20 protein-coding genes are annotated in these 25,922 nt (G+C 54.7%); 12 read left to right on the top strand and 8 right to left on the bottom strand.

Annotated elements, in window-relative coordinates; genetic code table 11:
- The first annotated feature begins 770 nt into the window (after positions 1-770).
- From Q4551_RS08365 to Q4551_RS08395, 7 genes are all read left to right on the top strand, one after another.
- Complete coding sequence (locus Q4551_RS08365; RefSeq protein WP_303433092.1) at positions 771-2,414, top strand: alkaline phosphatase; 1,644 nt, start codon at positions 771-773, stop codon at positions 2,412-2,414.
- A gap of 113 nt (positions 2,415-2,527) precedes the next feature.
- On the top strand, positions 2,528-3,463 hold the full coding sequence (locus tag Q4551_RS08370) for a stomatin-like protein (RefSeq protein WP_303433093.1): 936 nt from the start codon (positions 2,528-2,530) through the stop codon (positions 3,461-3,463).
- Positions 3,464-3,564: 101 nt separating this feature from the next.
- On the top strand, positions 3,565-4,128 hold the full coding sequence (locus Q4551_RS08375) for a nucleoside 2-deoxyribosyltransferase (protein WP_303433094.1): 564 nt from the start codon (positions 3,565-3,567) through the stop codon (positions 4,126-4,128).
- A 43-nt stretch (positions 4,129-4,171) separates the two neighbouring features.
- Positions 4,172-4,636: an NfeD family protein gene (locus Q4551_RS08380; protein WP_303433095.1), complete on the top strand. Its 465-nt coding sequence runs from the start codon at positions 4,172-4,174 to the stop codon at positions 4,634-4,636.
- A complete protein-coding gene (locus Q4551_RS08385; RefSeq protein ID WP_303433097.1) occupies positions 4,633-5,703 on the top strand; it encodes an RluA family pseudouridine synthase in 1,071 nt (356 codons plus the stop codon). Before Q4551_RS08380 ends, Q4551_RS08385 begins: the two co-directional genes overlap by 4 nt.
- An 87-nt stretch (positions 5,704-5,790) precedes the next feature.
- Positions 5,791-6,459 carry a response regulator transcription factor gene (locus Q4551_RS08390; RefSeq protein ID WP_303433099.1) on the top strand — a complete coding sequence of 223 codons (669 nt, stop codon included), beginning with the start codon at positions 5,791-5,793 and terminating at the stop codon, positions 6,457-6,459.
- Positions 6,459-7,784 carry a sensor histidine kinase gene (locus tag Q4551_RS08395; protein ID WP_303433100.1) on the top strand — a complete coding sequence of 442 codons (1,326 nt, stop codon included), beginning with the start codon at positions 6,459-6,461 and terminating at the stop codon, positions 7,782-7,784. The genes Q4551_RS08390 and Q4551_RS08395 overlap by 1 nt, the downstream gene beginning before the upstream one ends.
- Here the strand turns inward: Q4551_RS08395 and Q4551_RS08400 are convergent.
- The 5 genes from Q4551_RS08400 to Q4551_RS08420 form a co-directional block, all read right to left on the bottom strand.
- On the bottom strand, positions 7,775-8,104 hold the full coding sequence (locus Q4551_RS08400; protein WP_303433101.1) for a DUF3240 family protein: 330 nt from the start codon (positions 8,102-8,104) through the stop codon (positions 7,775-7,777). The genes Q4551_RS08395 and Q4551_RS08400 overlap by 10 nt on opposite strands.
- Positions 8,101-11,154 (bottom strand): efflux RND transporter permease subunit, encoded by a 3,054-nt coding sequence (locus Q4551_RS08405; RefSeq protein WP_303433102.1) that lies wholly within the window; start codon positions 11,152-11,154, stop codon positions 8,101-8,103. The genes Q4551_RS08400 and Q4551_RS08405 overlap by 4 nt, the downstream gene beginning before the upstream one ends.
- Positions 11,154-12,338 carry an efflux RND transporter periplasmic adaptor subunit gene (locus Q4551_RS08410; RefSeq protein ID WP_303433103.1) on the bottom strand — a complete coding sequence of 395 codons (1,185 nt, stop codon included), beginning with the start codon at positions 12,336-12,338 and terminating at the stop codon, positions 11,154-11,156. Before Q4551_RS08410 ends, Q4551_RS08405 begins: the two co-directional genes overlap by 1 nt.
- A complete protein-coding gene (locus tag Q4551_RS08415) occupies positions 12,335-13,564 on the bottom strand; it encodes a hypothetical protein (protein WP_303433104.1) in 1,230 nt (409 codons plus the stop codon). Before Q4551_RS08415 ends, Q4551_RS08410 begins: the two co-directional genes overlap by 4 nt.
- A 430-nt stretch (positions 13,565-13,994) precedes the next feature.
- Positions 13,995-15,515 (bottom strand): aldehyde dehydrogenase family protein, encoded by a 1,521-nt coding sequence (locus Q4551_RS08420; RefSeq protein WP_303433105.1) that lies wholly within the window; start codon positions 15,513-15,515, stop codon positions 13,995-13,997.
- 351 nt (positions 15,516-15,866) lie between these two features.
- On the opposite strand from Q4551_RS08420, the gene Q4551_RS08425 reads away from it, so the two are divergent.
- From Q4551_RS08425 to Q4551_RS08440, 4 genes are all read left to right on the top strand, one after another.
- Complete coding sequence (locus tag Q4551_RS08425) at positions 15,867-16,931, top strand: type I glyceraldehyde-3-phosphate dehydrogenase (RefSeq protein ID WP_303433106.1); 1,065 nt, start codon at positions 15,867-15,869, stop codon at positions 16,929-16,931.
- 98 nt (positions 16,932-17,029) lie between these two features.
- On the top strand, positions 17,030-18,190 hold the full coding sequence (locus Q4551_RS08430) for a phosphoglycerate kinase (RefSeq protein ID WP_303433107.1): 1,161 nt from the start codon (positions 17,030-17,032) through the stop codon (positions 18,188-18,190).
- A gap of 73 nt (positions 18,191-18,263) precedes the next feature.
- Positions 18,264-19,328, top strand: a complete 1,065-nt coding sequence (gene fba / locus Q4551_RS08435; protein ID WP_303433108.1) for a class II fructose-bisphosphate aldolase — start codon at positions 18,264-18,266, stop codon at positions 19,326-19,328.
- Between the two features lie 445 nt (positions 19,329-19,773).
- Positions 19,774-20,805 (top strand): hypothetical protein, encoded by a 1,032-nt coding sequence (locus tag Q4551_RS08440; protein ID WP_303433109.1) that lies wholly within the window; start codon positions 19,774-19,776, stop codon positions 20,803-20,805.
- 235 nt (positions 20,806-21,040) lie between these two features.
- Here Q4551_RS08440 and Q4551_RS08445 read toward each other — a convergent pair whose 3' ends face one another.
- The 3 genes from Q4551_RS08445 to Q4551_RS08455 all read right to left on the bottom strand — a co-directional run bounded on the left by Q4551_RS08445 (position 21,041) and on the right by Q4551_RS08455 (position 23,691).
- Positions 21,041-21,472 (bottom strand): SufE family protein, encoded by a 432-nt coding sequence (locus Q4551_RS08445; RefSeq protein WP_303433110.1) that lies wholly within the window; start codon positions 21,470-21,472, stop codon positions 21,041-21,043.
- Positions 21,473-21,482: 10 nt separating this feature from the next.
- Positions 21,483-22,700 carry a succinyldiaminopimelate transaminase gene (dapC, locus tag Q4551_RS08450; RefSeq protein WP_303433112.1) on the bottom strand — a complete coding sequence of 406 codons (1,218 nt, stop codon included), beginning with the start codon at positions 22,698-22,700 and terminating at the stop codon, positions 21,483-21,485.
- A 127-nt stretch (positions 22,701-22,827) separates the two neighbouring features.
- Entirely contained in the window at positions 22,828-23,691 is an 864-nt protein-coding gene (locus tag Q4551_RS08455) for a Tim44 domain-containing protein (RefSeq protein WP_303433113.1), read from the bottom strand.
- A gap of 416 nt (positions 23,692-24,107) precedes the next feature.
- On the opposite strand from Q4551_RS08455, the gene Q4551_RS08460 reads away from it, so the two are divergent.
- Entirely contained in the window at positions 24,108-25,922 is a 1,815-nt protein-coding gene (locus tag Q4551_RS08460) for a TonB-dependent siderophore receptor (RefSeq protein ID WP_303433114.1), read from the top strand.

Genomic DNA, 25,922 nt, shown 5'->3' on the forward strand with positions numbered 1-25,922 from the left:
CGGTGCAAAACTGGAACCTGACGCTGTCGCAGCTGAGCATCCACTTCGAAGGACGGATCGACGGCTACGTGGATCTGTAAGTAATGTGTGACACAGAACTATGAACACCCTCGTGCTTTTCGGTTTATTCTGCCACCACACAGTCCGCTTGCGGTGAAATCCTTGTCAGCGAGATGATCCATATTCATAAAAACAGGGCCAAAAATGACGATGACAGCCAGATTTTTATGAGTGTGATCGACGTTGAAAAACTCTGTGCAGCTGCTGCCCCAAAAGAAAGCCGGATACCTGCGAATATGCTCTGCATCATGTGATTGCCAGCCGGGTTATTTTTCTGAAAATCATGCGGTTTGCAGGCCAAGGGGGGCATCTATTTAATCCGGTGCTCACTCTGGGCTACCGGATGGTTTCGAATCACGAAGCCGACTTGCAGGCCTGACGGGTCAAGTCAAAAGTCGGCGACACCGAGTCGAGATCATCCGGCAGTCCCCGAAGGGCGCGGGTTGCCGCCGTCCAGTGCGGTGTTGACGAATTTGAAAAGGACTCGTCATTTCGCTGCATTCGTCGCCTTGCCCTGAACAACGGCAACACTCGCGCAGAGCCGTGCAGGATTAAATGGATGTCCCCAAGGGTATTACCCCATCAATCTCAGTCGACTACCGCTGTCATCTATCTGACTCTAAATCGCAACATGAACGTCAAGGGCTGGCCATCGGGTTGTCATCGGCCAACGGCTTAATCCGGCTGATGAGATTTGTTGCGGAGAGACCATGGCCCTGACTCGTCGGGAGTTCCTGTTGGACAGCGCCAGTACCAGCCTGTTTGCCCCGGTAGTCAAGCCGGGTGGGAAACGTACGCCTTACCCGTTCCAGCATGGCATCGCCAGTGGCGATCCGCTGACCGATCAGGTCTTGCTGTGGACGCGTATCACGACGACCGGGAGTGCGTTTGGTATTTCCTATCGCTGGCTGATAACCACGGATCCGCAGCTGCAGCAGGTCGTGAAGGAAGGAACCGGTTTTACCGATGCCAGCCGTGATTTTACCGTCAAGGTGGATGTTGGCGGTTTGCAACCGGCCACTACTTATTATTACGCCTTCGAGGCCGACGGCCATTACTCCGATGTCGGCCGCACCCGAACCTTGCCGGAAGGGTCGGTGGCGCATTTGCGTATTGCCTACACCTCGTGCTCCAACTTTGCCAAAGGTTATTTCAATGTGTATCGGGAGCTGGCGCAGCGGGCCGATCTCGATGCCATTTTGCACCTGGGCGATTATATCTATGAATACGCTGATCTTGACGATTGTCTGCACAGTGGCCGTATTAACGTGCCTTTGCATGAGACTCGTTCGTTGCAGGATTATCGCCAGCGCCACGCCTGTTACAAGCAGGACAAGGACTTGCAGGAAGTGCATCGCCAGCATCCGTTTCTGGTGATTTGGGATGACCATGAAGTGGCCAATAATGCCTGGACGGGAGGGGCCGACAACCACGATATCGAGAGCGAGGGCGACTGGCGTTCACGTCTGAGTGGTGCGGTGCAGGCGTATCTGGAGTGGATGCCAATCCGTGAACCGTCGCAACCGGAGATGGGGATCTATCGCAGCTTCCGGTTTGGGGATCTGGTCGACCTGAGCATGCTGGACACCCGGCTGGCCGGGCGTGATGCCCAGGCCGAGTCGATGGAAGAGCGCAACTTGCCCGGTCGTACGTTGTTGGGTTACTCCCAGGAAGAGTGGCTCTACACCAATCTCGCCAACGCCCAGCAACAGGGAGTGACCTGGAAGCTGAGTGGTCAGCAAGTCATGGTGGCCCAGCTGGGCACCAATGATATGCCCTTCAATTACGACCAGTGGGATGGTTATCCTGCTGCCCGTCAACGCCTGTTTGATGCCGTCAGTCAGGCCAATGTCGATAACTGGGTGGTGCTCACCGGGGATATTCATTCATCCTGGGCGTTTGAGTTGTATCAGAATCCGTTTGCGGCGGAGGCGGGCAAACCACTGGGGGTGGAGTTTGTGACACCGGCAGTCACTTCGCCGGGTATCGAGAGTTATGCCCAGGCGCAGATGGCCGCTGCCTCGCTGGAAGCCTTGCTGCCGCATCTGGCGTTTGTGAATTTTTACTTCCGCGGTTATGTGTTGCTGGACATTACCCACGACCGTCTGCAAGCGGAATGGTGGGTGGTCGATAATATCGATAGCCATCGCTACAGCAGCGATTGCCTGCGGGCATTGCAAGTGCCACAAGGCAGTAACCAGTTACAACCGGCGCAGGGGATTACCCAGGCCAAGGCTGCGCAGCCTCTGGCACCGGCCTTTGCCGATGATCTGGCCTTTTTGCGCCACTGGAAACAGCGCTACAACCACCTGGATGGTGTGCTGGCGAACCATACCGAGCGTGGGGCACTCTGATCCAGAACGGTATCACCTTGTTGGCACTCACTGGCACAAATGCTTGTTGAGCGCTTGCGCCGAGTGTAAGAGCCGCCTCAGAATACAGGTCTTCTTCACACAGGATGTCCATCATGGATTCACTTTTCTCGCTGGTTTTTTCGGTCGAAGCTATTGTCTTGGTGTTTGTGCTGGTACTGGTGCGCAGCAGCATTAAATTTGTACCGCAAAACCGGGCCTGGCTGATTGAGCGATTTGGCAAATACCACTCCACCAAAGAGGCTGGCCTTAACTTTATTGTGCCCTTTATCGATCGGGTAGCCGCCGACCGCAGCCTCAAGGAACAAGCGCAGGATGTCCCCAGCCAGTCGGCTATTACCCGCGACAACATTACCCTGAGCGTTGATGGCGTGTTGTATTTCCGGGTACTGGATCCGTACAAGGCGACTTACGGCGTCGATAACTATGTGTTTGCCGTGACTCAGCTGGCGCAAACCACCATGCGTTCCGAGTTGGGCAAGATGGAGCTCGACCGTACCTTTGAAGAACGCAGCTTGCTGAACATCAATATTGTGACCTCCATTAACGAAGCCGCCGAGCCTTGGGGTATTCAGGTACTGCGTTACGAAATCAAGGATATTGTGCCGCCGCAATCGGTGATGCAGTCGATGGAAGCGCAGATGAAAGCCGAGCGGGTCAAGCGTGCCCAGATTCTGGAATCCGAAGGGGATCGCCAGTCAGCCATTAACGTGGCCGAGGGTGAGAAGCAGGCGCGGGTACTGGCGGCAGAAGCCGACAAGGCAGAACAGATGCTGCAGGCCGAAGGTGAAGCCCAGGCTATAGTGGCTGTGGCGCGCGCCCGTGCCATGGCATTAAAAATGGTTGGTGATATTGCCAATACCGAGGATGGCCAAAAAGCGATTCAGCTGGAGCTGGCTTCCAAGGCCATTGAGGCCAAGCACGCCATTGCCAAGGAATCGTCTGTTGTCTTGCTGCCCGATAGCGGCACCGATGCCAGCAGCATGGTGGCAACGGCCACTACGATTATCAACAGCCTGAACAAGGGCTAGCAAATACCGCGTCGGCGTCAGGCATCTTGTGCCTGACGGCTTTTGCCGCCACCATCCCCACTTATCACCAATACCACTAATATCACCAATCAGATGCTGCCATGACCACTGCTGTAATTTACCTTGCCGGGCCAGAAGTATTTTTAGCCGATGCTGTCGAACTGGGAATGGCCAAGAAAGCCTTGTGCCAGCGTCACGGTTTTATCGGCCTGTTTCCGCTGGATGCGGAAGTCCAGAGTCCGGACCCCGATGAATTACCCTGGGCGATCAGCCGAGGCAACGAAGCGCTGATCCGGCAAGCGGATATCCTGATTGCCAATCTGACGCCTTTCCGTGGCCCCAGTGCCGATGTGGGCACGGTATACGAGCTGGGTCTGGCGCGCGGGCTGGGAAAACGGCTGTCAGGCTACAGTAATGATCCTGCCTCTTTTCTGGCTCGCAGCTGGTCGCAATTTGGCCCTGCCGGACAGCCAGTCCCAGGCCCGGAGGGCGATATTCGTGATCGGGACGGATTAAAAATAGAAGAATTTGGTCTGCACGATAACCTGATGATCGAAGGTGGCATCCGTCAGTCAGAAGGGACGTTTATCAGTCACGCCGCCAGCGAGGCGACACGTTATACCGACCTGACGGCATTTGAACGTTTGTTGCAGCAGCTGGCGTGACCACCTTGCTCGCCTTAATCACCCTATTACAAGGAAACTCATCATGAGCTACCTGTTGTCACACCTTCCCCAGGCTTTGCTGGTGGCGGGGATTCTGGCTTTGATCGTTGAAGTCGCCATCCTGGGTTTTGCCTCGCTGGTGCTGTTTTTTCTGGGCTTGTCGTTGGTGGTATCGGGCTTGCTGATGCTGGTTGGTCTGTTGCCGGAAACGCCGACTTCGGCGTTATGGAGCAATGCCGCGCTGACTTGCGGCTTTGCCCTGGCATTGTGGCGGCCCTTGAAGCGATTACAAAACGAACAGCAAATCACCCCGGTCAACAGCGACTTTGCCCGTGATGCGTTTGTGCTGGAGCAGGATGTGGATCTCAGCGGCAACAGCAGCCATCGTTATTCCGGCATTGACTGGAAACTCAAAAGCCAACAGCCGCTGGCGGCCGGAACCACCGTCAAGGTGATACGGGTGGATGTCGGGGTGTTGTGGGTTGAGGCATTGGAGCAGGATGCTTGAGCCTGTCCAGAGCGGCAGCGTCTGACACCGGGCCTGACAGCACAACGATCAACAGCACGGCACCCGACAACACAGGGTTTGACGCAGATGGTTTCTGGCTGACAGGGCAGTGCTTCGATGATCAGCCCTTGGTCACCCTGTGGCCTCACTGGTGTGAGCGTCGCGATGGACTGTCGTTGGCTGCATCGCTCGACCGGGGCGAGATCTTGGTTGACGGGCAGCGCTGCCACGATGCCTCGTTGGTATTGAGGGCAGGGCAAGGGTTTGCCTTCTGGTTGCCCGGGCATCAGGAAGGCCCGGCCGATACGCGCTGGCAATTGCTGTGGCAAAGCCATGAGTTGATGGCGGTGCACAAGCCTCCCGGCTTGGCGGTGTCTCGTACCACCCGCAATACCTACGATACCTTGATCAATCTGGTGCGCCGTCAAAGTCCGGCGACCGAAGCACACTTGCTGCACCGGCTGGATGCGGAGACATCGGGCATTCTGGTCCTGGCCAAGCATTCCGCCGCCAACAAACGTTGGAAAAAACGCTTTGACCGTCTGCTGCAACGCAAGTGTTATCTGGCGCTGGTGTATGGCCAGCCGGATTGGCAGCAGCTGGATTTTGAATGTTATCTGGCGGAACGACGTGACAGCCCCATTCGTTGTCAGATGCATGTGGTGGACCCTGAGCAGGATCAGACTGCCTGCGTTGGTGCGGCAAAACTCAGTCGCACCCTGTTTCAGTGTCTGGCCAGTCAGGCCGGGATGACGCTGGTGCAATGCGAATTAAAAAGCGGCCGTAAACACCAGTTGCGGACGCAGCTGGCAGCATTGGGACATCCGATTGTGGCCGACAAGATTTACGCCCACGGCGGCCGCTATTATCTACAGCGCCTGCAGCAGGCGCTAACCCCGGCAGAGATTGCTGATTTGGGTGCATCCCATCATTTGTTACACGCCTGGCAGATTGAATTGAATGCTTATGGCCAGCGGTTCGATATTCAGGATGATCAGTTGTCGGAGCAGTGGCCAGCCTGGGTGCAGCAGTGGTTGAAGCGTACCCGGAGCCAACCGCCCCTCTGACATATGTTAGTCTTGGTTTCTGGATTAGTGGTTGTTTACTGACTCTGGCTGCGGGTGGTCTGGCGTCAGCGGGGTTGGAGGTTGTTGTTGAATATTCTGTTGGTTGAAGATGATCCCCAGCTCAGTCGGGATGTTGGACGTTATCTCAGCAAGGCTGGTTATGGTGTCGAGTATCTGGAGCGGGGGGACTGGGCTGCCCGGTATTTACCGGAGCATCAGGATGTTATCGGGTGTGTGGTACTCGACCTGGGTTTGCCCTATCTGTCGGGCCTGGAAGTACTGGCTGGCTGGCGTCGTCAAGGGATCAGCACACCGGTGCTGATTCTGACTGCGCGCAACAGTTGGCAGGAGCGGGTTGATGGTTTGAATGCCGGGGCTGACGATTACCTTGGCAAGCCGTTCCAGAGTGAAGAGCTACTGGCGCGGCTCGAAGCATTACGGCGTCGGGTTGAGCAACAGGGGCAAATTCAGCTGGTGGTGGATGGTCTGATTCTGGATGAAACCAAACAGCAGGTCTCTGATGGTGCCGGCATGTGTGCAAGCCTGACTGCTACCGAGTTCGCCATGTTGCGTTTGTTGATGCAAAAAGCCGGGCAAATTGTCTCCAAGCAGCAGCTGCTGGATACAACCTACGACTGGCAAGAAGAAAAGAATGAAAATCTGGTGGAGGTCTATATCCGCCGCTTGCGCAAGAAAATCGGCCAGCAACGCATCCACACCTATCGGGGTCAGGGTTACTTGATGGGGAAACGCTAATGTGGTCCTTGTCGGCCCGGTTGTTCCGCTCTTTGCTGGTGGGGCAGTTGGTGATCATCGTACTGATTGCCACTGCCACGGCTATCGCGCTGTTTGTATCCGCTACCGATTATTTCAAAACCCGGCTGGAGCATGATCGAGACCTGTTGTTGCAGGAGATTCACTGGCACGACGACCGCATGGATATTGATGAACATATTTTACCGCCCATCTTTGTTGCCCTGGAATCCGGCCATTATTACCAGGTGAACTGGAATGGCCAGCAACTGAAGTCGCCTTCGTTGGGGGATCGGGCGCTGGAAATGCAACGCCTGGCGGGAGAGACCTTGTGGAGCTGGCAGCAGGTCATACCGGAGCAAAACCTGTACGTGATGAGCCAGTCGCTGACGGTGGGGCAGCGGCAGGTAGAGTTGCAGATCGCAGAAGATTTCCTCCCTATTATGGACGTATTTGTACAGGCGTTTGTAACCTTGCTGCTGTTGCTGAGTGTACTGATGGCGGCTATTTTTGTCTGGCAGCGCCGTCAGCTCAACGAGGCGTTATTGCCCTTTGAACAGATCCAGCAGCAATTGCGCCAGTTGGCACGGCAGGAACGGGATCACCTGGAAGCACCCGAAATGCAGGAGCTGGAACCTCTGGTGGATGAAATCAACCGGCTGGGTGAACGGACCCGCGAACGTTTGTTACGTGCTCGTATGGCCAGCGGTAATCTGTCGCATTCGTTAAAAACGCCGTTGGCGGTGTTAAACAATCGCCTCAACGATGTCGCCCGCAGTCAGCCGGAAGGGGACTGGCATATTTCTCTGCAGCAAATCGAACAGATGAACCATATGATCGATAATGAAATGAAGCGGGCCAGAATCGCCGGGTTGATGAGTCGGGCACCGCAAATTGATCTGACGGAGCTGCTGCAGCAGCTTTGTCAAAGCATGGCCAAGTTGTATCCCGAGGTGATTATTCGCCAGCAATTACCAGCGGCGTTGCCTTTTCCCGGTGATCGGGAAGATATGTTTGAACTGCTGGGGAATCTGGTGGATAACGCCTGTAAATGGACCTCCACCACTGTTGACGTACAGGCCACCGAAATTGATGGGCAATTGCAGCTGACGATTACCGACAATGGCCCCGGCGTTGCACCGGAGCAATTGACGGTATTGCATCAGCCTGGGGTTCGGGGGGATGAAAGTGGCCCGGGTTTCGGCTTGGGGCTGGCTATTGTGGCGGATATTGTTGAGCAGTATCAGGGCCGGATCCGGTTTGAAAACGGCGCTGAAGCTGGGTTGATTGTCCGTCTGTCCTTGCCTCTTAATCCGGATTACCGCTGAGTCAGGCGACCACTGGCCAGCAGTGCTTGTACCCAATAGTGAATATCAAAACTACTGAACCTCTGGCGCAAATTCTCCAGGACTGCCTGGTATTGTGGCTCGCTCAGATGCAGGCTGATGAACGTACGGTTTTGTTTTCCCTGAATCTGCTCACTGATGGAAAGCTGGTCAAGGCGGTTGCTATGGCCCCAACCGGTCCAGGAGCTGAAGCCGGGTAATCCCTGTTGCAGTAACCAGTCGGTCACTACATCGGCCTGTCGGGGTGGCAGTGACAGGGTCAGCAAGGTGTGTGGTTGTGTGTTGGTCTCGGTTGCACTCATTGGGTGGCCTCCAGAATAAAACGGCGATAAAGCAGTGGCAGAACATACAGGGTCAGTAGCGTCGATGTGACCAGACCGCCGATAACTACAATGGCCAATGGCTTCTGGATTTCACTGCCCGGCCCAGTAGCAAATAACAACGGCAGCAAACCAACCGCACCGGTGCTGGCGGTCATCAATACCGGCCGCAGCCGTCCGGCTGCCGCCTCCAGAATCATCGCCAGTCCGCGCTGGCCCAGTGCCTGTAAATGCCGGAACTGATCAACCAGCACGACACCATTCATAACGGCAATACCTAATAAGGCAATAAAGCCGACAGATGCCGGTACCGATAAGTACTCGCCACTGAGCCAGAGCGCCAGCACTCCACCGATCAGGGCAAACGGGATATTACACAGGATCAGGAGAGCCTCGTTGATGCGGCCAAAGGTGGTAAACAGCACCAGTAAAACCAGTGCAATGGCTACCGGAACCATGACTGCCAGACGAGTATTGGCCCGTTGCTGGTTTTCAAATTCACCTCCCCAGTTGAGGTAATAGCCGCCGGGCAGGTCGATGTGTTGGCTGACAGCCAGTTGTGCGGCGGCGACATAGTCGCTGAGGGCGATGCCTTCGACATTGACGGTGACGACAGCAAAACGCTGACCATTTTCCCGTTTCACCAACACCGGGCCGGGTGCTTCGGTGGCGTTGACCAGTTCCGCCAGCGGTACGGCATCCCCCGCGGGAGTGACCAGCCAGTGTTCGTTCAGCAGGGCACTGATTTGTGCCGGGCGCGGATGGCGGAGCAGCAAGGGTACTTGCCTGTCCGGGTAAATCACTTCTCCAGCCCTGATACCTTCCAGAGCGGCCCGCAGAGATTGTTGGACTTCATTAACGGTCAATGCCAGCTGCTGGATACGGGTCGCATCCGGGGTAATGGTCAGATAGTGCATGCCATCCGCCTGGTTCAGCATGACTTCTGCTGTACCTGGCAGGGATTTCATCAGGCTGGCAATGCGTTCGGAGACCGCTTGCAGTTGTGACAAGTCTGCACCAAACAACTTGATGGCCAGGTCGCCGCGAGAACCGGAAATCATCTCGGACACCCGCATATCAATCGGTTGGGTAAAACCGTAGTTCAAACCGGGAAACTGTTCCAGAATGGTACGAATCTGTTCTCTCAGCTCTGCCTTGCTATTGGCTTGCCATTGTTCGACGGGCTTGAGCTGCAAAAACATATCGGTCTCGTTGAGTCCCATCGGGTCCATGCCAAGATCGTCAGAACCGGCGCGGGCAACAATGCGCTGGATATCCGGCACCGCTGCCAGCAAGGCTTTTTCGACCTGGGTATCAATGGCCAGCGAAGCCTCCAGATTGATGGTCGGAATTTTTTCCAGCTGTACGATCAGGTCTCCTTCATCCATCTCAGGCATAAATGCTTTACCGGTCTGAGTGAAAGCCACCAGGCTGGCCACCACGGCCAGAGCCAGACCTGTGAGCATTGGCCATGGGTTGGCTAACGTCCGTTCGAGTGAGTGGCGATAGGCCGACTGCAAGCCAGATACCCATCGCGGGGTGGTTACCTTGTCGGCCTGGATCAGCCAGCTGGTCAGTACCGGAATCAGGGTCAGGGATACCAGTAAACTGCTTGCCAGGGCGAACATAATGGTCAGCGCCACCGGAGCAAACAGCTTGCCTTCCAGACCTTGCAAGGTCACCAGCGGTGAAAACACCAGCAGGATAATCAGGGTGCCGGACACAATGGGGACAGCCACTTCGTGAATCGCCCGGAAGATCACATTCAGGCGGGGCAAACCGGCATGACTGGTTTGCAAGCGGGTTACGGTGTTTTCAACCACCACAACGGAGCCATCGACCAGCATACCAATGGCAATCGCCAGTCCGCCGAGACTCATCAGGTTGGCGCTCATGCCGAGTTTGTCCATGATGATAAACGTCATCAGCGCTGACATTGGCAGGTTCACAGCCACTACCAGTGCCGTACGGACATTACCAATAAACAGACCGAGCAAAACAATCACCAGTACTACGGCGATCCATAACGCTTCGGTGACAGTACCAACGGCCCGCTGGGTCAGGTTGCTGCGGTCGTAAAAGACCCCAATCTCCATTCCGGCTGGCAGGTTGAGGGTGTCGAGAGCTTGCTGGACTCCCTGGATTACTTGGCGGGCATTGGCATTTTTTAAAGCCACGACCAGAGCTTCGACAGTTTCGCCCTGACCACTGTCGGTAACACCGCCATAGCGGGTCAGGCTATCGAGCTGGACAGTGGCAACGTCACTGAGGCGTACCGGGCTGCCGTTACGATAGACCAGGACGCGATTCGCGAGGTCATCCCGCGTGGTGATGCGGCCGGTGCTACTGACCAGAATGGCTTCTTCGCCGTCTTCCAGCCGTCCGGCGCCGTCATTGCGGTTGTTCTGTTGCAGAAAGTGTTGCAAGTCGGCCAGAGTCAGATCGGCCTGTGCCAGGGCTGCCATATCGGGAATCACAGCCCAGGCTTCAACCTTGCCACCCAGGGCATTGATATCGGCGACACCGGGTACCGTGCGCAACAAGGGCCGGATTTGCCAGTCGAGAATACGGCGTTTTTCGGCCAGCGATTGTGGCCCGTCGAGGGTAAACATATACAGTTCGCCCAGTGGGGTGCTCATGGGGGCAATTCCGCCACTGATGTCGGCTGGCAGCTCAGGCCAGACAGCGGCCAGACGTTCGGATACCTGCTGGCGTGCCCAGTAAATATCGGTGCCATCGGCAAAGTCGACGGTAATATCGGTCAGGCCGTATTTTACGACGGAACGCAGGATCGACTGGTTTGGAATACCGAGTAATTCAACTTCGATCTTGCGGGTTACGCGGGTTTCCAGCTCTTCTGGCGGTAATCCCGGGGCCTTGAGGATGATCTTGACCTGGGTTGGAGATATTTCCGGAAAGGCGTCAATCCTCAGGTTCTGATAGCTGACTACCCCTGCGGCCAAGATGCCGAAACTGATCACCAGAATCAGTATCCGCTGCATCAGAACCGTTTGAATCCAGTGCGACAGCATTATTTGTCCTCCTCACTACTGGCTTGCCAATAAGACATCAGGGCCGCCGTGCCGCGGGTAGCCAGTGTTGGCTGCCGAGGCAAGGTCGCGGCCGGGATTAGCAAGTAGCCGCCGCCTTCGGCGATGGGCTTGACCGCCAGCGGTTTGATCTCATGATGCTGTTGTAGGAATACCCAGGATTGGCCCTGAGCCCGGACTCGGGCAGAGGCAGGAATCGCCCAGCCGGACTGCGCCGACGGAATGGTGACTTGCCAGCGTTGTCCGGGAACCGGTTGTCCTGTTTGTAGTTGCAGCCAGACCTGTTGCTGACCCGTGATGCTGATGCCTTGCTCAATACGCTGCACTGTTGCGGTGTGGGTGTCGGTCACGCTGGGGTCGTCGGAGCCGACAGGACGTACCGCTAACGACTGTCCAGGCTGTAGCTGTTGGGCCAGCCGGATCGGTACCTCAACCAGAATCGCCAAGGCGCTGTCTGGCCAGAATTCCGCCAGACTTGTGCCCGGGCTGGCGATTTGCCCTGTCTGTTGATTCAGCCGGATCAACCAGCCTGAGCTGCGGCTGTTAAGGGTAAATTCGGCGTCGTGAGTGTTCAGCCATGCGGATGGCAAATGGGTCAGCACCTGTTGGTTGCTGCTGACGCTGTCGCTCAGTTGCTGGCATTCGAGGGATTTTTCTTCGATATCAAGGCGGGTGCTCAGGCCGCTGCGCTGGCGATCTTGCAGATAGGTCAGTCGCTGTTGGCACAGCCGGGCGGTTTGTTGCTGGCGTTGATGATTCTGGATAAACGCCTGTATTTCGTGGCTGTGCAGTTGTAATAGCGGCTGACCGGCATTGAGATGCTGGCCGGAGGGTTGTAGCCACTGCTCGATCCGGGTTTCGAATGGCATTATCAGTTGCAGGCGCTGGTGGTCACTGACAGCGGTACTGCCAGGCAACACCGCCAGTGGCAGTTGGGCCTGGGTTGTCAGGGTGCTGAATTCGACCCCAAGTCGTTGCTGTTCGGTGCTATCGAGAGGTAATGCCTCGGCCTGATACGTTAGCAGCGGCAGGGCGAGGATACCGGTCAGGGTAACGATCAGTGTGGCGGATGCCAGATTAACCTGCTGTTGTGGTGTGTTGCCCACTTGGCAGTGTGCGGATTGATCTTGGCTCAAATGGCCAGACAACATATTCAAAAACGTCATTGTGGTATCACCCCCTGAAGTTGGTTCCAGTCACTGATGGCTTGTTGGTAAGTAAGGCGGGCTTCGTCAGCCTGTTGCTGCAGTTGCCAGATACTGTTTTGCACCTGTAGCCAGGCCAGCCCTGACAGTTGCCCTTGCTGCCAGGCCCGGTACTGGGCGTTGTACTGCTGGCTGGCGTCGGCGCTCAATTGCTGCAGCTCGGCTACCCGTTGAGCCAGAGCGGGTAACTGGCTGGCCAGCACCTGTTGCTGGCGTTGTAGTTGTTGGCGAACATCCCGTTCGGCCCGCTGTTGTTGTGCCACCTCACGCCATTGCGCCCGTTGGCTCTGGTAACCATCGCTGCCCAGAGGCAGGCTGAGTCCCAGCACAAGCAAATCACTGGTAGGGGTATCCGAGGTCGCGGCAAGATGCTTGACGCCTACAGAGACACTGGGTGTCAGTGCCTGTTGACGGCTGAGAGACTGGTTGAGCAGTGCGTATTGGCGTTGCTCTATCTGGAAACGCAGCAGCGGGTGTTGCTCCAGTGGTTGTGCCGCAGCGGCGGAAAACTGCCAATCGTCCGGCAGATCTTCCTGGCCTGTCCACTGGCGAAACTGGATGGATAAGTCGTGTTGCTGGCTTTGCAAGGTTAGCTGGCTGGCTTTTAATTGCTGCAAGGTTTGCTGCAAGGGCAGGCGATCCGCGGCCGGGCGTTCACCTTGACGAATCAGCAATTGCAACCAGTCGAGTTGCTGGGTCATTGCGCTCAGACGCTTGGTATTTCGCTGTTGCTGTAGCGATAGCTGTTGCCATTGCCACCACCAGTGTTGTAATCGCCCCGACCAAAGCCAGCGTTGATAGTCCCGTTCCGTGTGGATCAATCGGGCTGAGGTCTGGTTGAGTTGGCTGCGGGTGTGATATTGGTTGGGTTTGCTGAGTGTTGCACTCAGGCTTAACTGCCATTCGGAACCGATAGCGGCGGCCGGATCTCCCTGGGTGTAATCGACAGCCAGCTCTGGCGCACTGGTTAACCAGTCTGGGCGACGTTGTTGATACAGTGTTTGCGTGGCGCGCAGGGCCTGTTGCTCTGGAGTGGCTTGCCAGCTGGCTTCCAGTGCGGCGGTAAATGAAGGGGTGGCGTCAGCTTGGCTGGTGGCTGTTAGTAGCAGCAGGTACAGCAGCTGTTGTACGGCCTTTGGGCAGGCTGAGCGGCCAGCTGCTTGCTCTGGTTGGGGTTGCCTGATCATGGCGGAATCTCCTTGATTGATCACAAGAGATTACAAGGGGAGGCTGAACTGAAACTGAATATCACCGGAGGGGCGGCAAATCTGGGAGGCAAGAGGGGTGAAAAGGTCACCGGAGGCATCACCGGCAGATATCCGTCGATAGGTTAACCGGTTCAGGTGCGTGCTGGTTGAATGAGGTGTGGTCAGCTCAGGTCGACCAGTCAGGCTGGCTTGTATCGAGGCAGTTTGTGGCGCTGGTCATACAATAGGAGAGAAAAAACCGCTGCCACGGAGGGCAGCGGAAAGGCGTATAAAACGCCAACAGGCCTCTCTGAACGAGAGGTTGAGGTCTGAACAATACGCTAAACGATGTGCAGTCTGATCGTTGTCGAACAGTACGGACAGATCTGTCAATCTGCCCGTACTGGTTGCCGGCTAATCGGTTCCGGGCTTAGAAGAAACCCAGTGGATCAGTGCTGTAGCTGACCAGCAGGTTTTTGGTTTGTTGGTAGTGATCCAGCATCATTTTGTGGGTTTCACGGCCAACACCAGATTTTTTGTAACCACCGAAGGCAGCGTGAGCAGGGTAAGCGTGGTAGCAGTTGGTCCAGACCCGACCAGCCTGAATGCCACGACCCATACGGTACGCTACGTTCATGTCGCGGGACCAGACACCGGCACCCAGACCAAACTCGGTATCGTTGGCAATTTCCAGTGCTTCGGCTTCGTCTTTAAAGGTGGTTACTGCAACCACTGGTCCAAAGATTTCTTCCTGGAAAATACGCATCTTGTTGTTGCCTTTCATCAGCGTTGGCTGAATGTAGTAGCCAGTGCCAAGATCGTCAGCCAAGGTTTCTGCAGAACCACCTACCAGGACTTCTGCACCTTCATCACGGCCGATATCCAAGTAGCTCATGATTTTTTCATACTGCTGTTGTGATGCCTGTGCACCAACCATGGTATCGGTATCCAGCGGGTTGCCACGTTTGATCTGGGCAATACGCTCGATGACTTTGCCAATAAATTGTTCGTAAATGCTTTCCTGGATCAGCAGACGGCTTGGGCAAGTACAGATTTCACCCTGGTTGAAGAATGCCAGTACCGCACCTTCAACACATTTGCTGACGAAGCTGTCTTCGTGATCCATCACGTCGGCGAAGTAAACGTTAGGTGATTTACCACCCAGCTCAACCGTTGACGGAATGATGTTTTCAGCCGCACATTTCAGAATGTGGGAACCGACTGGAGTGGAACCGGTGAACGCGATCTTGGCGATACGGGTTGAGGTGGCCAGAGCCTGGCCTGCTTCGGCACCGATACCGTTAACGATGTTCAGGGTACCTGGTGGCAGCAAGTCGCCAATACACTCCATCAGAACCAGGATGGAAGCCGGGGTTTGTTCGGCTGGCTTCAGGACGATACAGTTACCGGCGGCCAATGCGGGAGCCATTTTCCAGGCAGCCATCAGCAGCGGGAAGTTCCATGGGATGATCTGACCAACGACACCCAGTGGCTCGTGGAAATGATAAGCCACAGTGTGCTCGTCGATATCACCGATGGTGCCTTCCTGGGCGCGGAGACAGCCGGCGAAGTAGCGGAAGTGGTCAGCGGCCAATGGCACGTCTGCTGCCAGTGTTTCACGTACTGCCTTACCGTTGTCCCAGGTTTCTGCAACGGCCAGCTTTTCGAGGTTGGCTTCAATGCGATCGGCGATTTTCAACAACACGTTGGAGCGTGCAGTAACGGATGTTTTGCCCCAGGCTTCTTTGGCAGCGTGAGCAGCATCCAGAGCCAGGTTGATATCGTCTTCGTCGGAGCGGGGAACCTGACAGAATACCTGACCGTTGATTGGGCTGATGTTGTCCAGGTAACGACCGTTAACAGGCTCGACCCATTGGCCGCCGATGAAGTTGCCGTAACGTTCTTTGAAGGTAACTACTGAGCCGTCTTGGCCGGGATTTGCGTAGATCATGTTAGTTCTCCGGGGAATTATTGTTATCGCAAACAGAGTTTATTGTTCAAGGGGCAGTACACGCTGACCTGAATCAATCGGAACGCTGTCAGTTTGCTGGAAGCTCTGGCATGCCGTCATTGACCATCCCTGTTTAAAAAGGCACTACCTTGGTACTAGTTCTCTGGGATGCCATCCTGGCGCATGCAGGCAAGATTCTGAGAGTGGGTAAATAGTGGCGCGACGAGAGGTGGCCTGAGTGGTAAGCCATACTGAATAGAACGGCCTGACATGCGCCTTGGTGGATTTGCTACTGAATGGCAATTACCGGAGAATAGCGCTCCCTGATATTGACTGACTCTGTCGGATTCTATGACTACCCGCATCGCCATTAACGGTTTCGGCCGTATCGGCCGCTCGGTTCTCCGGGCGCTTTATGAAAATCGTTACCACCCCCAACTGCAGATTGTGGCCATTAATGAATTGGCGGATATCGACTCCGTCAGTTATATGCTGCGTTACGACAGCACCCACGGCCGCTTTCCGGGCGAGGTGGTGGTCGAGGCGGATAATTGTCTGCGGATCAATGGCGATCTGGTACATCTGTACCACGAATCCAGTCCATCACGGCTGGACTGGTCCGAGTGCCAGGTGGATATTGTGCTGGAATGCAGTGGCCAGATTCGCACCCGGGCCGACGCCGAAGCGCATCTGCTCAGCGGTGCAGGCAAGGTACTGATTTCCAATCCGGCTGACAGCGCCGTCGACAACACCATTGTGTACGGCATCAACCACACGGATATTCGCCCAGAGCAGCGCATTATTTCCAACAGCTCGTGTTCTACCAACTGTCTGGTGCCGATACTGACCTTGTTGGAAGAAGCCTTCGGCATCGAACGGGGGGTGACGACCACCATCCACTCGGCCATGAACGATCAGCCGGTGATCGATGCTTACTCCTCGGATCTGCGCCGTACCCGGTCTGCGGGACAAAGCATTATTCCGGTTGATACCGGCTTGCCAAGAGGGGTGGCCCGGCTGATGCCAGCGTTGACAGGCAAACTGGAAAGTCTGCATTTGCGCGTCCCAACCATCAATGTGTCCGCTCTGGACGTCAGCTTGCAGCTCAAGTGCGACACCAGCGCACAGGCCGTTAACGAACTGATACAATCCGCTGCCAATGGTGTATTTCGTGGCCTGCTGGGTGTGACGTACGAGCCGCATGCTTCGATTGATTTTAACCATGACCCACGTTCCTGCATTGTTGATGCGACCCAGACTCGGGTCAGCGCCGGTTCAATGCTGAAGTTGCTGCTGTGGTTTGATAATGAATGGGGATTCGCCAACCGCATGCTGGATACGGCGCTGTATATGAAACAGGCGCCAGGCTTGGCAACAATATCCGGAGCAGGTGATACCGTAGCGGGTTCCATGTGAATCCGCGATGTCACCGCGTTGGGTCAATACACAAGTAATTACTAACAAAAACAGTCAGGGCGCTTGCGACGCCTGCAACACATATGAGGAAAGCCACAATGTCTGTGATCAAAATGACCGATCTGGATTTGAAGGGAAAGCGCGTTCTGATTCGTGAAGATCTGAATGTGCCTGTTAAAGCAGGCAAAGTGACCTCCGATGCGCGTATCCGTGCCTCTTTGCCCACCATTCAGCTTGCCCTGGCCGCTGGTGCTCGCGTCATTGTGATGTCTCACCTGGGGCGCCCGACGGAAGGCGTTTACGAAGAAGAATTTTCCATGCAGCCAGTGGCAGACCACTTGTCGGGTCTGTTGGAACGCGATGTCACGGTGGTGAAGGATTTTGCCAACGGGGTTGATGTTGCGGAAGGTGAGCTGGTGCTGTTGGAAAACGTCCGTTTTAATCCGGGCGAAAAGAAAGATGTCGATACGCTGGCACAAGCCTATGCGGCGTTGTGTGATGTGTTTGTAATGGATGCGTTTGGTACTGCTCACCGTGCCCAGGCCTCGACCCATGGCGTGGCAAAATTTGCTCCGGTTGCTTGCGCAGGGCCATTGCTGGCGGCAGAACTGGATGCACTGGGCAAGGCATTGGCAACACCCGCACGCCCGTTAGTGGCCATTGTCGGTGGCTCCAAGGTGTCAACCAAGCTGCAAGTGCTGGAGAGCCTGTCAGATATCTGCGATCAAATTATTGTGGGTGGTGGCATCGCCAATACCTTCCTCGCCGCTGCTGGTCAGCCGGTGGGTAAATCACTGTGTGAAGACGAACTGATTCCAGCCGCCAAGGCTCTGATGGAAAAAGTTTCCATCCCGGTACCTAGCGACGTGGTATGTGGTAAAGAATTCTCTGAAACCGCCGCTGCTACATTAAAACCGGCGGCGGATGTCACCGAAGACGATATGATTTTTGATATTGGCCCGGATTCTGCCGCCGCTTTGGCCGAACAACTGAAACAGGCCGGTACTATTATCTGGAATGGCCCGGTGGGCGTTTTCGAATTCGACCAGTTTGGTGAAGGTACCAAAGCCCTGTCATTGGCCATTGCAGAATCCGATGCTTTCTCGATTGCCGGTGGTGGTGACACCCTGGCAGCTGTTGATAAATACGGCATTGCCGATAAGGTGTCTTATATCTCCACTGGTGGCGGCGCTTTCCTGGAATTTGTTGAAGGAAAAGTACTGCCTGCGGTTGCGGTACTGGAACAACGCGCCAAATAAGAATCACAACATATAAACGGACTGACCTGATGTGCAGGTCAGTCAGCATAATCAGTTAGAAGGATAGTAATTTATGGCACTTATCAGTATGCGTCAGATGCTGGATCACGCCGCCGAATTCGGCTACGGCGTACCGGCGTTCAACGTCAACAACCTGGAACAAATGCGCGCCATCATGATGGCCGCCGACAAAACCGATTCGCCAGTGATCGTGCAGGCATCGGCCGGTGCACGTAAATACGCAGGTGCTCCTTTCTTGCGCCACCTGATTCTGGCCGCGGTGGAAGAATTTCCACACATTCCGGTGTGTATGCACCAGGATCACGGCACCTCGCCAGACGTATGTCAGCGCTCCATTCAACTGGGCTTCAGCTCTGTGATGATGGACGGCTCGCTGGGTACAGACGGCAAAACCCCCACCAGCTATGAATACAACGTTGACGTTACCCGTCGTACCGTTGAAATGGCGCATGCGTGTGGTGTTTCTGTAGAAGGTGAGCTGGGTTGTCTGGGTTCTCTCGAAACCGGTCAGGCCGGTGAAGAAGACGGTATTGGCGCAGAAGGTATTCTGAGCCACGACCAGATGCTGACCGATCCGGAAGAAGCTGCCGATTTTGTCAAGCAAACTGGCGTGGATGCTCTGGCTATCGCCTGTGGTACTTCACACGGTGCCTACAAATTTACGCGTCCACCAACAGATGACATTCTGGCTATTGACCGCATCAAGGCGATTCACCAGCGTATCCCGGGCACTCACCTGGTGATGCACGGTTCATCGTCTGTGCCGCAAGAATGGCTGGCCATCATCAACGAATTTGGTGGTGATATTCCAGAAACCTACGGTGTGCCGGTTGAGCAAATCGTTGAAGGTATCAAGTATGGCGTGCGCAAGGTGAATATCGATACCGACCTGCGTCTGGCTTCTACGGGTGCGATTCGTCGTTTTATGGCGGCCAACCCGAGTGAGTTTGATCCACGTAAATACCTGAAAGAAACCGTTACTGCGATGTCTGACATTTGTATCGCCCGTTACGAAGCCTTTGGTACCGCGGGTAACGCCAGCAAAATCAAGGTGGATTGCCTTGATGTGATGTATGAGCGTTATTTGACCGGCGAGCTGGATCCAAAGATCGTTTGATCTGAAGCCCAGCCCTGGCTGGGTTTATGATGAGCTGATGGTGGGCCGTATCCTTGCGGCGCGCCAATATCAGCAGCCATGCTGGCAGTCAGGGAGGTGTTTGAGCGCCTTGACTGTCAGCGGCGTTTGCATGATTGTCCTCTGAATATTTATCTTTCCCGCTTTGTATCACTGCCCGTATTGCTCCTGTCGATTACCTCTCACAACTGCCAATCACAACTCTTGATAGCAACTGCCAATCACGACCGTAGCCAGCTTTCTTCCTGCCGCAATTCGGGGAAGGTGTGATCCTCTACGCATAAAAATGTATTTATTTGGTAATGAATTGTATTGATATGTAATTACTGGTTATTATTTGGCCACCATAAACATTGGAATATATCCCCATTTACCGGTGCCCAGGCCCAAATAAAGCACCCTGTGATTAGCAAAAAGGAATCAAATCATGAACTGGACACATTCATTGACGAGCTGGATGTCTGTCGCTCTGCTCAGTAGTACGTTGGCCATCGCTGGTTGCGGTGGTAGTGATAGTAGTGGCAGCAGCAGTGACGACAACACATCAGATGCAACACTGGAAGGTACGGCGGCCACCGGTGCGGCGATTGACGGTTTTGTATATGTCACCGATGCCAGTGGTACCGAGGTCAATGTCGCGACTGAGGATGATGGCAGCTACACCATTACCGTTACCGGCATGACAGCCCCTTTCTTGCTGCGTGCTATTCCTGATGATGGCTCGGACGTACAGTATTCGTTTGCCGCAAGCGCCAACAGCGTTGCCAACATTACACAGTTGACGACACTGGCGATGTTCCTGGCCAATGGTGAAATCAGCCTGGAAGTGCTGCAGCAACGCTGGTCTGATGCCGCTGCCAGTTTCTCCAGCGACGATCTTGAGGATGCCCAGGCGCAGGTTAATGCCAATTTCAGCGAACAGTTTTCTGACAATGGACTGAATGCCGACAGCTACGACTTTTTTACTGCGGAGTTCAGCGCCAACGGCAATGGCTTCGATGCGGTACTGGATCTGATCAGTATTGATATCAACTTCAGCACCGGTTCTTTCACCGTGGCGGTGGATGGTGTGGTGTATGACTACGATATGGATATTGATGCAGGTACGGATAACGGCGGCATCGTTATTGGCGGTGATGACAGTGATCTGGATGGCGAGTGGACGCTGACCTTCAGTGGTACATTCAGGTCTGGAGCAACGACGACGGTTATTCCTGAGGTTACTATCGATGGGCTGGAGGCACCGGATTCCCTGTCTGAAATTGAAGATCGGGTCAGTGATAGCTATGAGGCATCTGGTTCTGAAATCAGCAATCTGGAAGTCACCACGCTAACCGATACCGATACACGCAAGACCTTTACGCTGAGCTTTACGCTGACAACAACCGTCGATGTTGGTGACTCTTCTGTGGATGTTCTCTCCGACTACGATATGACCTACGACTATCAGCTTGACTGATACTCGCAGCAGAGCATGACTATTGGTAAAGGGCGCTTCGGCGCCCTTTTTAATGGCTGGTGGCCAGTCAGTTTTGGTGTTGTTTTGGCGTTACTGCGGATAATCAGGCATGCCATACGCCATACCGTCGCAATCACCGCAATCACCGCCGCCAGTGTTGGCATGAAGAAGACAGACACCCCTTGTGGCAAGGGGTGTCTGTCGAGTCGATATGATTTTGTGGATGTGTACTGGCTCAGGCGTTTGCCGCAATCTCTTGAATTCGTTGCACCATGGCGCGGATACCGTTACCTCGGGTGGGGCTCAGGTGTTTGATCAGATCAATGGCGCCAAAGTAGCCGTCGATATCAAAGGCGCTGGCCGCTGCCGGGGTTTTGCCATTGTAGGCACTGAGTACCACGCCAAGCAGGCCTTTGACGATATGGGCGTCGGAGTCAGCTTCCAGTACCAGCTTGCCGTCAATGATATCGGAGTCAATCCAGACCTGGCTCTGGCAGCCACGAATCAGATGCTGTTCGGTTTTCTTGTCATCGGGCATTGGCGGTAATTGTTTGCCAAGCTCGATGATGTATTTGTAGCGCTCTTCCCAATCGTCAAAAAAGCCAAGGGTGTCAAGAATATCGTCGGTAGTAATCTCACTGCCGAAGGGATTCGGGGTCAGGCTCACGGTGCTCTCCTCAGGCTGATTCAGCCAGCTCGGCGTTCAGTGTTTCGATAAAGCTGCGGATACGTTGGGCAGCTTCACGGCATTCTTCGACGCTGGCGACCAGAGCCATACGAACACGACCGGCGCCGGGGTTAATGCCTTCGACGGTGCGGGAAATATAGGAGCCGGGTAATACCGTGATGTGTTGCTCGGCAAACAGGCGCTGGGCGAACAGGTCGTCGGCAATCGGGGTTTTTAACCACAAGTAGAAGCTGGCATCGGTTTGTTGAATATCGATCACCGGCTCGAGAATCTCGATAAAGGTTTTGAATTTCTCGGTGTACTGGCGGCGGTTTTCTTCCACATGAGCTTCGTCTTTCCAGGCGGCAATAGCGGCCATCTGGGTTTGTACGGGTTGCGCGCAACCATGGTAGGTGCGGTACAGCAGAAAGGGCTTCAGCAGTTTGGCATCACCGGCAATAAAACCGGAGCGCAGGCCGGGCAGGTTGGAGCGCTTGGACAGGGAGTGGAAGACCACACACTTGTCGTAATCGTCGCGGCCCAGTTCCGCGCAGGCTTGCAGCAGCCCGGCGGGAGCTTCTTTGCCATCGACCCAGAGCTCGGAGTAACACTCATCAGAGGCGATAATAAAGTTGTACTGATCGGCCAGGGCAATCAGTTCCTTGTATTGGGCAAGGCTCAGGGTCGAGCCGGTCGGGTTGCCCGGAGAGCAGACAAACAGCAGTTGGCAACGCTGCCAAATGTCAGCCGGAACAGATGCATAATCGGCATTAAATCCCGTGGCTTCGAGACATGGCAGAAAATAAGGCTCGGCACCGGCCAGATACGCTGCCCCTTCGTAAATCTGATAGAAGGGATTTGGGCTCAGGACCAGCGGCTGTGGCTGGCTGCGATCCACAGCGGCCTGGGCGAAGGCAAAAATGGCCTCGCGGGTGCCGTTAACCGGAATAACCTGGGTCACCGGGTCGATGGCGTTCAGCTTGAAACGGCGGCCGAGCCAATCGGCACAAACACTGCTGAGCTCTGGCAGACCCTTGGTGGTGGGGTAGTTTTCCAGTGACCGGATGCTGTCGATCATGGCCTGTTGGACAAAGACGGGCGAAGGGTGTTTGGGTTCGCCGATCGACAGGGATATGTGCTCCAGAGCCATATTGGGGCTGACAGCAGCTTTCAGTTTCGCCAGTTTTTCGAATGGGTAGGGCTGGAGTTTGCTCAGGTCTGGATTCATGTGACACCAACAAAGACAACGACAGGCAGCCACAGCTGCCGTGAAAAAGTGCTGGTGATTATACCTGCTGACATCGGAAAGAGCAGGTCATTATGACAAAAGTATGGCGGTGGCTGCGGTATGGCGATTATTCGCTGGCTTCAATCCCGGTGATCAGCCAGGGGGCATCGTCAATCGACATATCCCGTTCCAGGTGCCAGGTATCGCGAATACGGTCTTCGCTGTGGTCGCCATGATCCCGGCTATGGCCACGAAACAGCAAGCTGATCTTGCGTACGGAACCAACCTGGCGTGCCAGTACTATATCCGCGGCAAGATCGAGGACTTCCGTCTGGGGTGGCGCTGCCGCCATGGTAGCCCGTTGACGGGCCAGCAAGGTGTACAGCTCGGCAACGACGTATTCCCTGAGGGTGCGCATGTCACCATCATTCCAGGCCTGTTGTACCAGTCGATAGTGATCCAGCGCCCGCTGGACAAAGGCTGTGCGGTCAAAGTCCTGAGGCAGGTTGATCGGAGGTTCGTTGTTGATGGTTTGGTTCATTATCACGCTGAGATCCTGGCGCGGGTGATGCTGAGAGCCAATGGTATCGGCGACCGAGGACAGGAAGGTGCCGTGGTGTTGGTCTGCACCAGGAGGGTGTGCAGGTTGTCTGCGAAACAGTTTCAACAAGACCAGTCCGGTTAATACCAGCCACAGGATATCGATCCATTGGATGCCATCAAAAGCGCCGTTGGCAAACAGAAAAGCAAACAGGCTGCCACTGAACAAGCCATTCAACAGGTCTTTTATCAAGCTGCTTGTACTTGTTTGGGTCCACGGTCCTGTAGCGGCATCTGTCTGGCTGGCCAGGAGTGCCGACTTGGCTGGAACCGCGGCTATGAAGGTGTGATGGGTAAAGCTGTCACTGTCTATTTGGGGGGCTGCCTCGGCGGATTGCATCAGGGCCATTAATAGAAAGGCTGTCGCAAACAGGGACCAGAAGAACTTCATAATAACCTCTGTGAATGTCATCTTTGTCAGAGTGGCCGCCACTGTAACAGAATTGGCCGGCTTCAGAGGTCGGAAATATCAGACAGGCCAGAGCAGCCACGGAGAGGTTGTGCCGGGAGGAAGCACTGGGTGAACGCTAGTGCAGAGAATTGTAAGGTGCTGTCAGTGGGTGTATTTACCAGAAGACAATACAAATGATAGGTAATATCATTTGTGTTTGATAAGGACGTCGACGTCTAACCACCCACTAAGAGTAGAAATATATGCCCAAGTTCCGTTCTCGTTCTGTCTTTTCTCAAGGAGCTCACAGTTGGCTAACGCCTGCTTGTCTGACCCTTGGTTCTTGCTTGTCTGCTACTGCGATGGCTGATGATTCATCGAACATCGAACTCGAGTCCATGGTGGTTACGGCCACGATGAGTGCACGGCCAATCGAAACCGCACCGGCTTTTACAACCGTTTTGAGTGCTGAAGAAATTGAATCGGCTCCGGTTGATAGTCTGGGTGACTTGCTGCGAGCCAATGCAGGGTTGAATAATCTGACGGACAGTAATGGTCGGGATGATATCCAGATCCGTGGTTTGGACAGCGATTACACCATGATCCTGATCAATGGCAAGCGGGTGTCATCCGGCGGTGCATTTGCCAAAGGCAGTGATGTTGATTTCAACTCAATTCCTGTGTCCTCGATTGAACGCATTGAAGTGATCCGTGGGCCGATGGCGGCCTTGTATGGTTCTGATGCCATTGGTGGGGTGATTAATATCATCACCAAAAAGTCCGCTGGCGAGTGGCGCGGCAGTGTCAGTGGTGAATACACCGTGGTCGACTCTGGTGAAGATGGCGGCCGTTACCGTTTGGGCGGGACGGTTATGGGGTCTCTGAATGACAAGGTCAGCTTGTCAGTATCGGCGGACCAGTACAGCCGCGATGCCTGGTACGCCAATGATGCTGATGACGTACCGGAGCAGGAAGAAAAAACGGCCAGCAATCTGACGTCAACGCTGACCGTGGATCTGGATGAACAGCAAAGCATCGATATTGACCTCGGTTATAACCATGATGATCGTCCCTATCAGCTGTACGGCACCAGCTCGTACCGCGATCAGACCATCAATCGTTATGACCTGGCACTGACTCATACGGGTCAATGGAGCAATGCTTCAACCACCGCTTATATCAAATATGAGCACAGCGATGTTGACGACTACAACACCAGTTATGACATCCCCCAGCATCACACCAAGGAAACCAACCTGTACGCCAAGGCCTATGGCCATACCTCTCTGGGAATGAACGACCTGGTAGCCGGGTTCGATTTCCGTCATCAGGAACTGGAAGACCCGGTCAACTATGTGGAAACCGGCAAATACAGCATCGATCAGGCTGGTGTGTTTGTGCAGGATGAACTGGCGCTGACGGATCAGCTGACCCTGACGCTGGGCGGCCGCTGGGATCATCACGAAATCTTTGGTGGTCACTTTTCTCCGAAAAGCTATCTGGTTTACCAACTGAATGATGCCGTGACATTAAAAGGGGGCGTTGGCAAGGCGTTCAAAGCCCCGGATGGCCGTAAGTTAAGCCCGGAATACAACGAAATCAGTTGTGGTGGCAGCTGCTACATTCCCGGTAATCCGGATCTGGAACCAGAGACCAGTATCACCAAAGAGCTGGGGGTGGAAGTACGCCAGCCTTATTGGAGTCTGAGTGCGGATGTGTTTGATACCGAGGTCAAAGACAAGATCGAACGGGAACTGGGCGAAGCCGATGAGGATGGTGTGTACTCCCCGGTCTGGGTCAACCTGAGCAAGGTCACGTCGAAAGGTTATGAAGTAAGCGGTGATCTGGACCTGACCGATAGTTTGGTGATTACCGGTAATTACACCCGACTGATCGTCAAGGACGAAGACGACGCCGTGATTGAGTATCGTCCTGAGCATCAATCGAATCTCGGTATCAAAATGCAGGCGACGGATGCCCTCAGCGCCAGTCTTAATGTCAATTATGTAGGGGGTATGACCTATTCCTACTGGGCCGACTCCCAGACCAATGTGCGTAAGCTGTCGTATTACCGCACGGATCTGGGTTTCCTGATGGATATGAGTGAAGCGGTACAGCTCAAATTTGGCGTCAACAATATCGGTGATATCAATCTGACGGATATGGATGACAATATTTCCACCGTCGAGCTGGGCCGTAACTATTACTTTGGCGGCACTTACTACTTCTGA

Source organism: Oceanobacter sp. 5_MG-2023 (assembly GCF_030548165.1).
Lineage (GTDB): Bacteria > Pseudomonadota > Gammaproteobacteria > Pseudomonadales > Oceanobacteraceae > Oceanobacter.

Excerpts from the sequence above, each read along its gene's own strand:
- Q4551_RS08365 (WP_303433092.1), top strand. The coding sequence starts at position 771 with ATGGCCCTGACTCGTCGGGAGTTCCTGTTGGACAGCGCCAGTACCAGC.
- Q4551_RS08370 (WP_303433093.1), top strand. The coding sequence starts at position 2,528 with ATGGATTCACTTTTCTCGCTGGTTTTTTCGGTCGAAGCTATTGTCTTG.
- Q4551_RS08375 (WP_303433094.1), top strand. The coding sequence starts at position 3,565 with ATGACCACTGCTGTAATTTACCTTGCCGGGCCAGAAGTATTTTTAGCC.
- Q4551_RS08380 (WP_303433095.1), top strand. The coding sequence starts at position 4,172 with ATGAGCTACCTGTTGTCACACCTTCCCCAGGCTTTGCTGGTGGCGGGG.
- Q4551_RS08395 (WP_303433100.1), top strand. The coding sequence starts at position 6,459 with ATGTGGTCCTTGTCGGCCCGGTTGTTCCGCTCTTTGCTGGTGGGGCAG.
- Q4551_RS08400 (WP_303433101.1), bottom strand. The coding sequence starts at position 8,104 with ATGAGTGCAACCGAGACCAACACACAACCACACACCTTGCTGACCCTG.
- Q4551_RS08405 (WP_303433102.1), bottom strand. The coding sequence starts at position 11,154 with ATGCTGTCGCACTGGATTCAAACGGTTCTGATGCAGCGGATACTGATT.
- Q4551_RS08410 (WP_303433103.1), bottom strand. The coding sequence starts at position 12,338 with ATGACGTTTTTGAATATGTTGTCTGGCCATTTGAGCCAAGATCAATCC.
- Q4551_RS08415 (WP_303433104.1), bottom strand. The coding sequence starts at position 13,564 with ATGATCAGGCAACCCCAACCAGAGCAAGCAGCTGGCCGCTCAGCCTGC.
- Q4551_RS08420 (WP_303433105.1), bottom strand. The coding sequence starts at position 15,515 with ATGATCTACGCAAATCCCGGCCAAGACGGCTCAGTAGTTACCTTCAAA.
- Q4551_RS08425 (WP_303433106.1), top strand. The coding sequence starts at position 15,867 with ATGACTACCCGCATCGCCATTAACGGTTTCGGCCGTATCGGCCGCTCG.
- Q4551_RS08430 (WP_303433107.1), top strand. The coding sequence starts at position 17,030 with ATGTCTGTGATCAAAATGACCGATCTGGATTTGAAGGGAAAGCGCGTT.
- fba (WP_303433108.1), top strand. The coding sequence starts at position 18,264 with ATGGCACTTATCAGTATGCGTCAGATGCTGGATCACGCCGCCGAATTC.
- Q4551_RS08440 (WP_303433109.1), top strand. The coding sequence starts at position 19,774 with ATGAACTGGACACATTCATTGACGAGCTGGATGTCTGTCGCTCTGCTC.
- dapC (WP_303433112.1), bottom strand. The coding sequence starts at position 22,700 with ATGAATCCAGACCTGAGCAAACTCCAGCCCTACCCATTCGAAAAACTG.
- Q4551_RS08455 (WP_303433113.1), bottom strand. The coding sequence starts at position 23,691 with ATGAAGTTCTTCTGGTCCCTGTTTGCGACAGCCTTTCTATTAATGGCC.
- Q4551_RS08460 (WP_303433114.1), top strand. The coding sequence starts at position 24,108 with ATGAGTGCACGGCCAATCGAAACCGCACCGGCTTTTACAACCGTTTTG.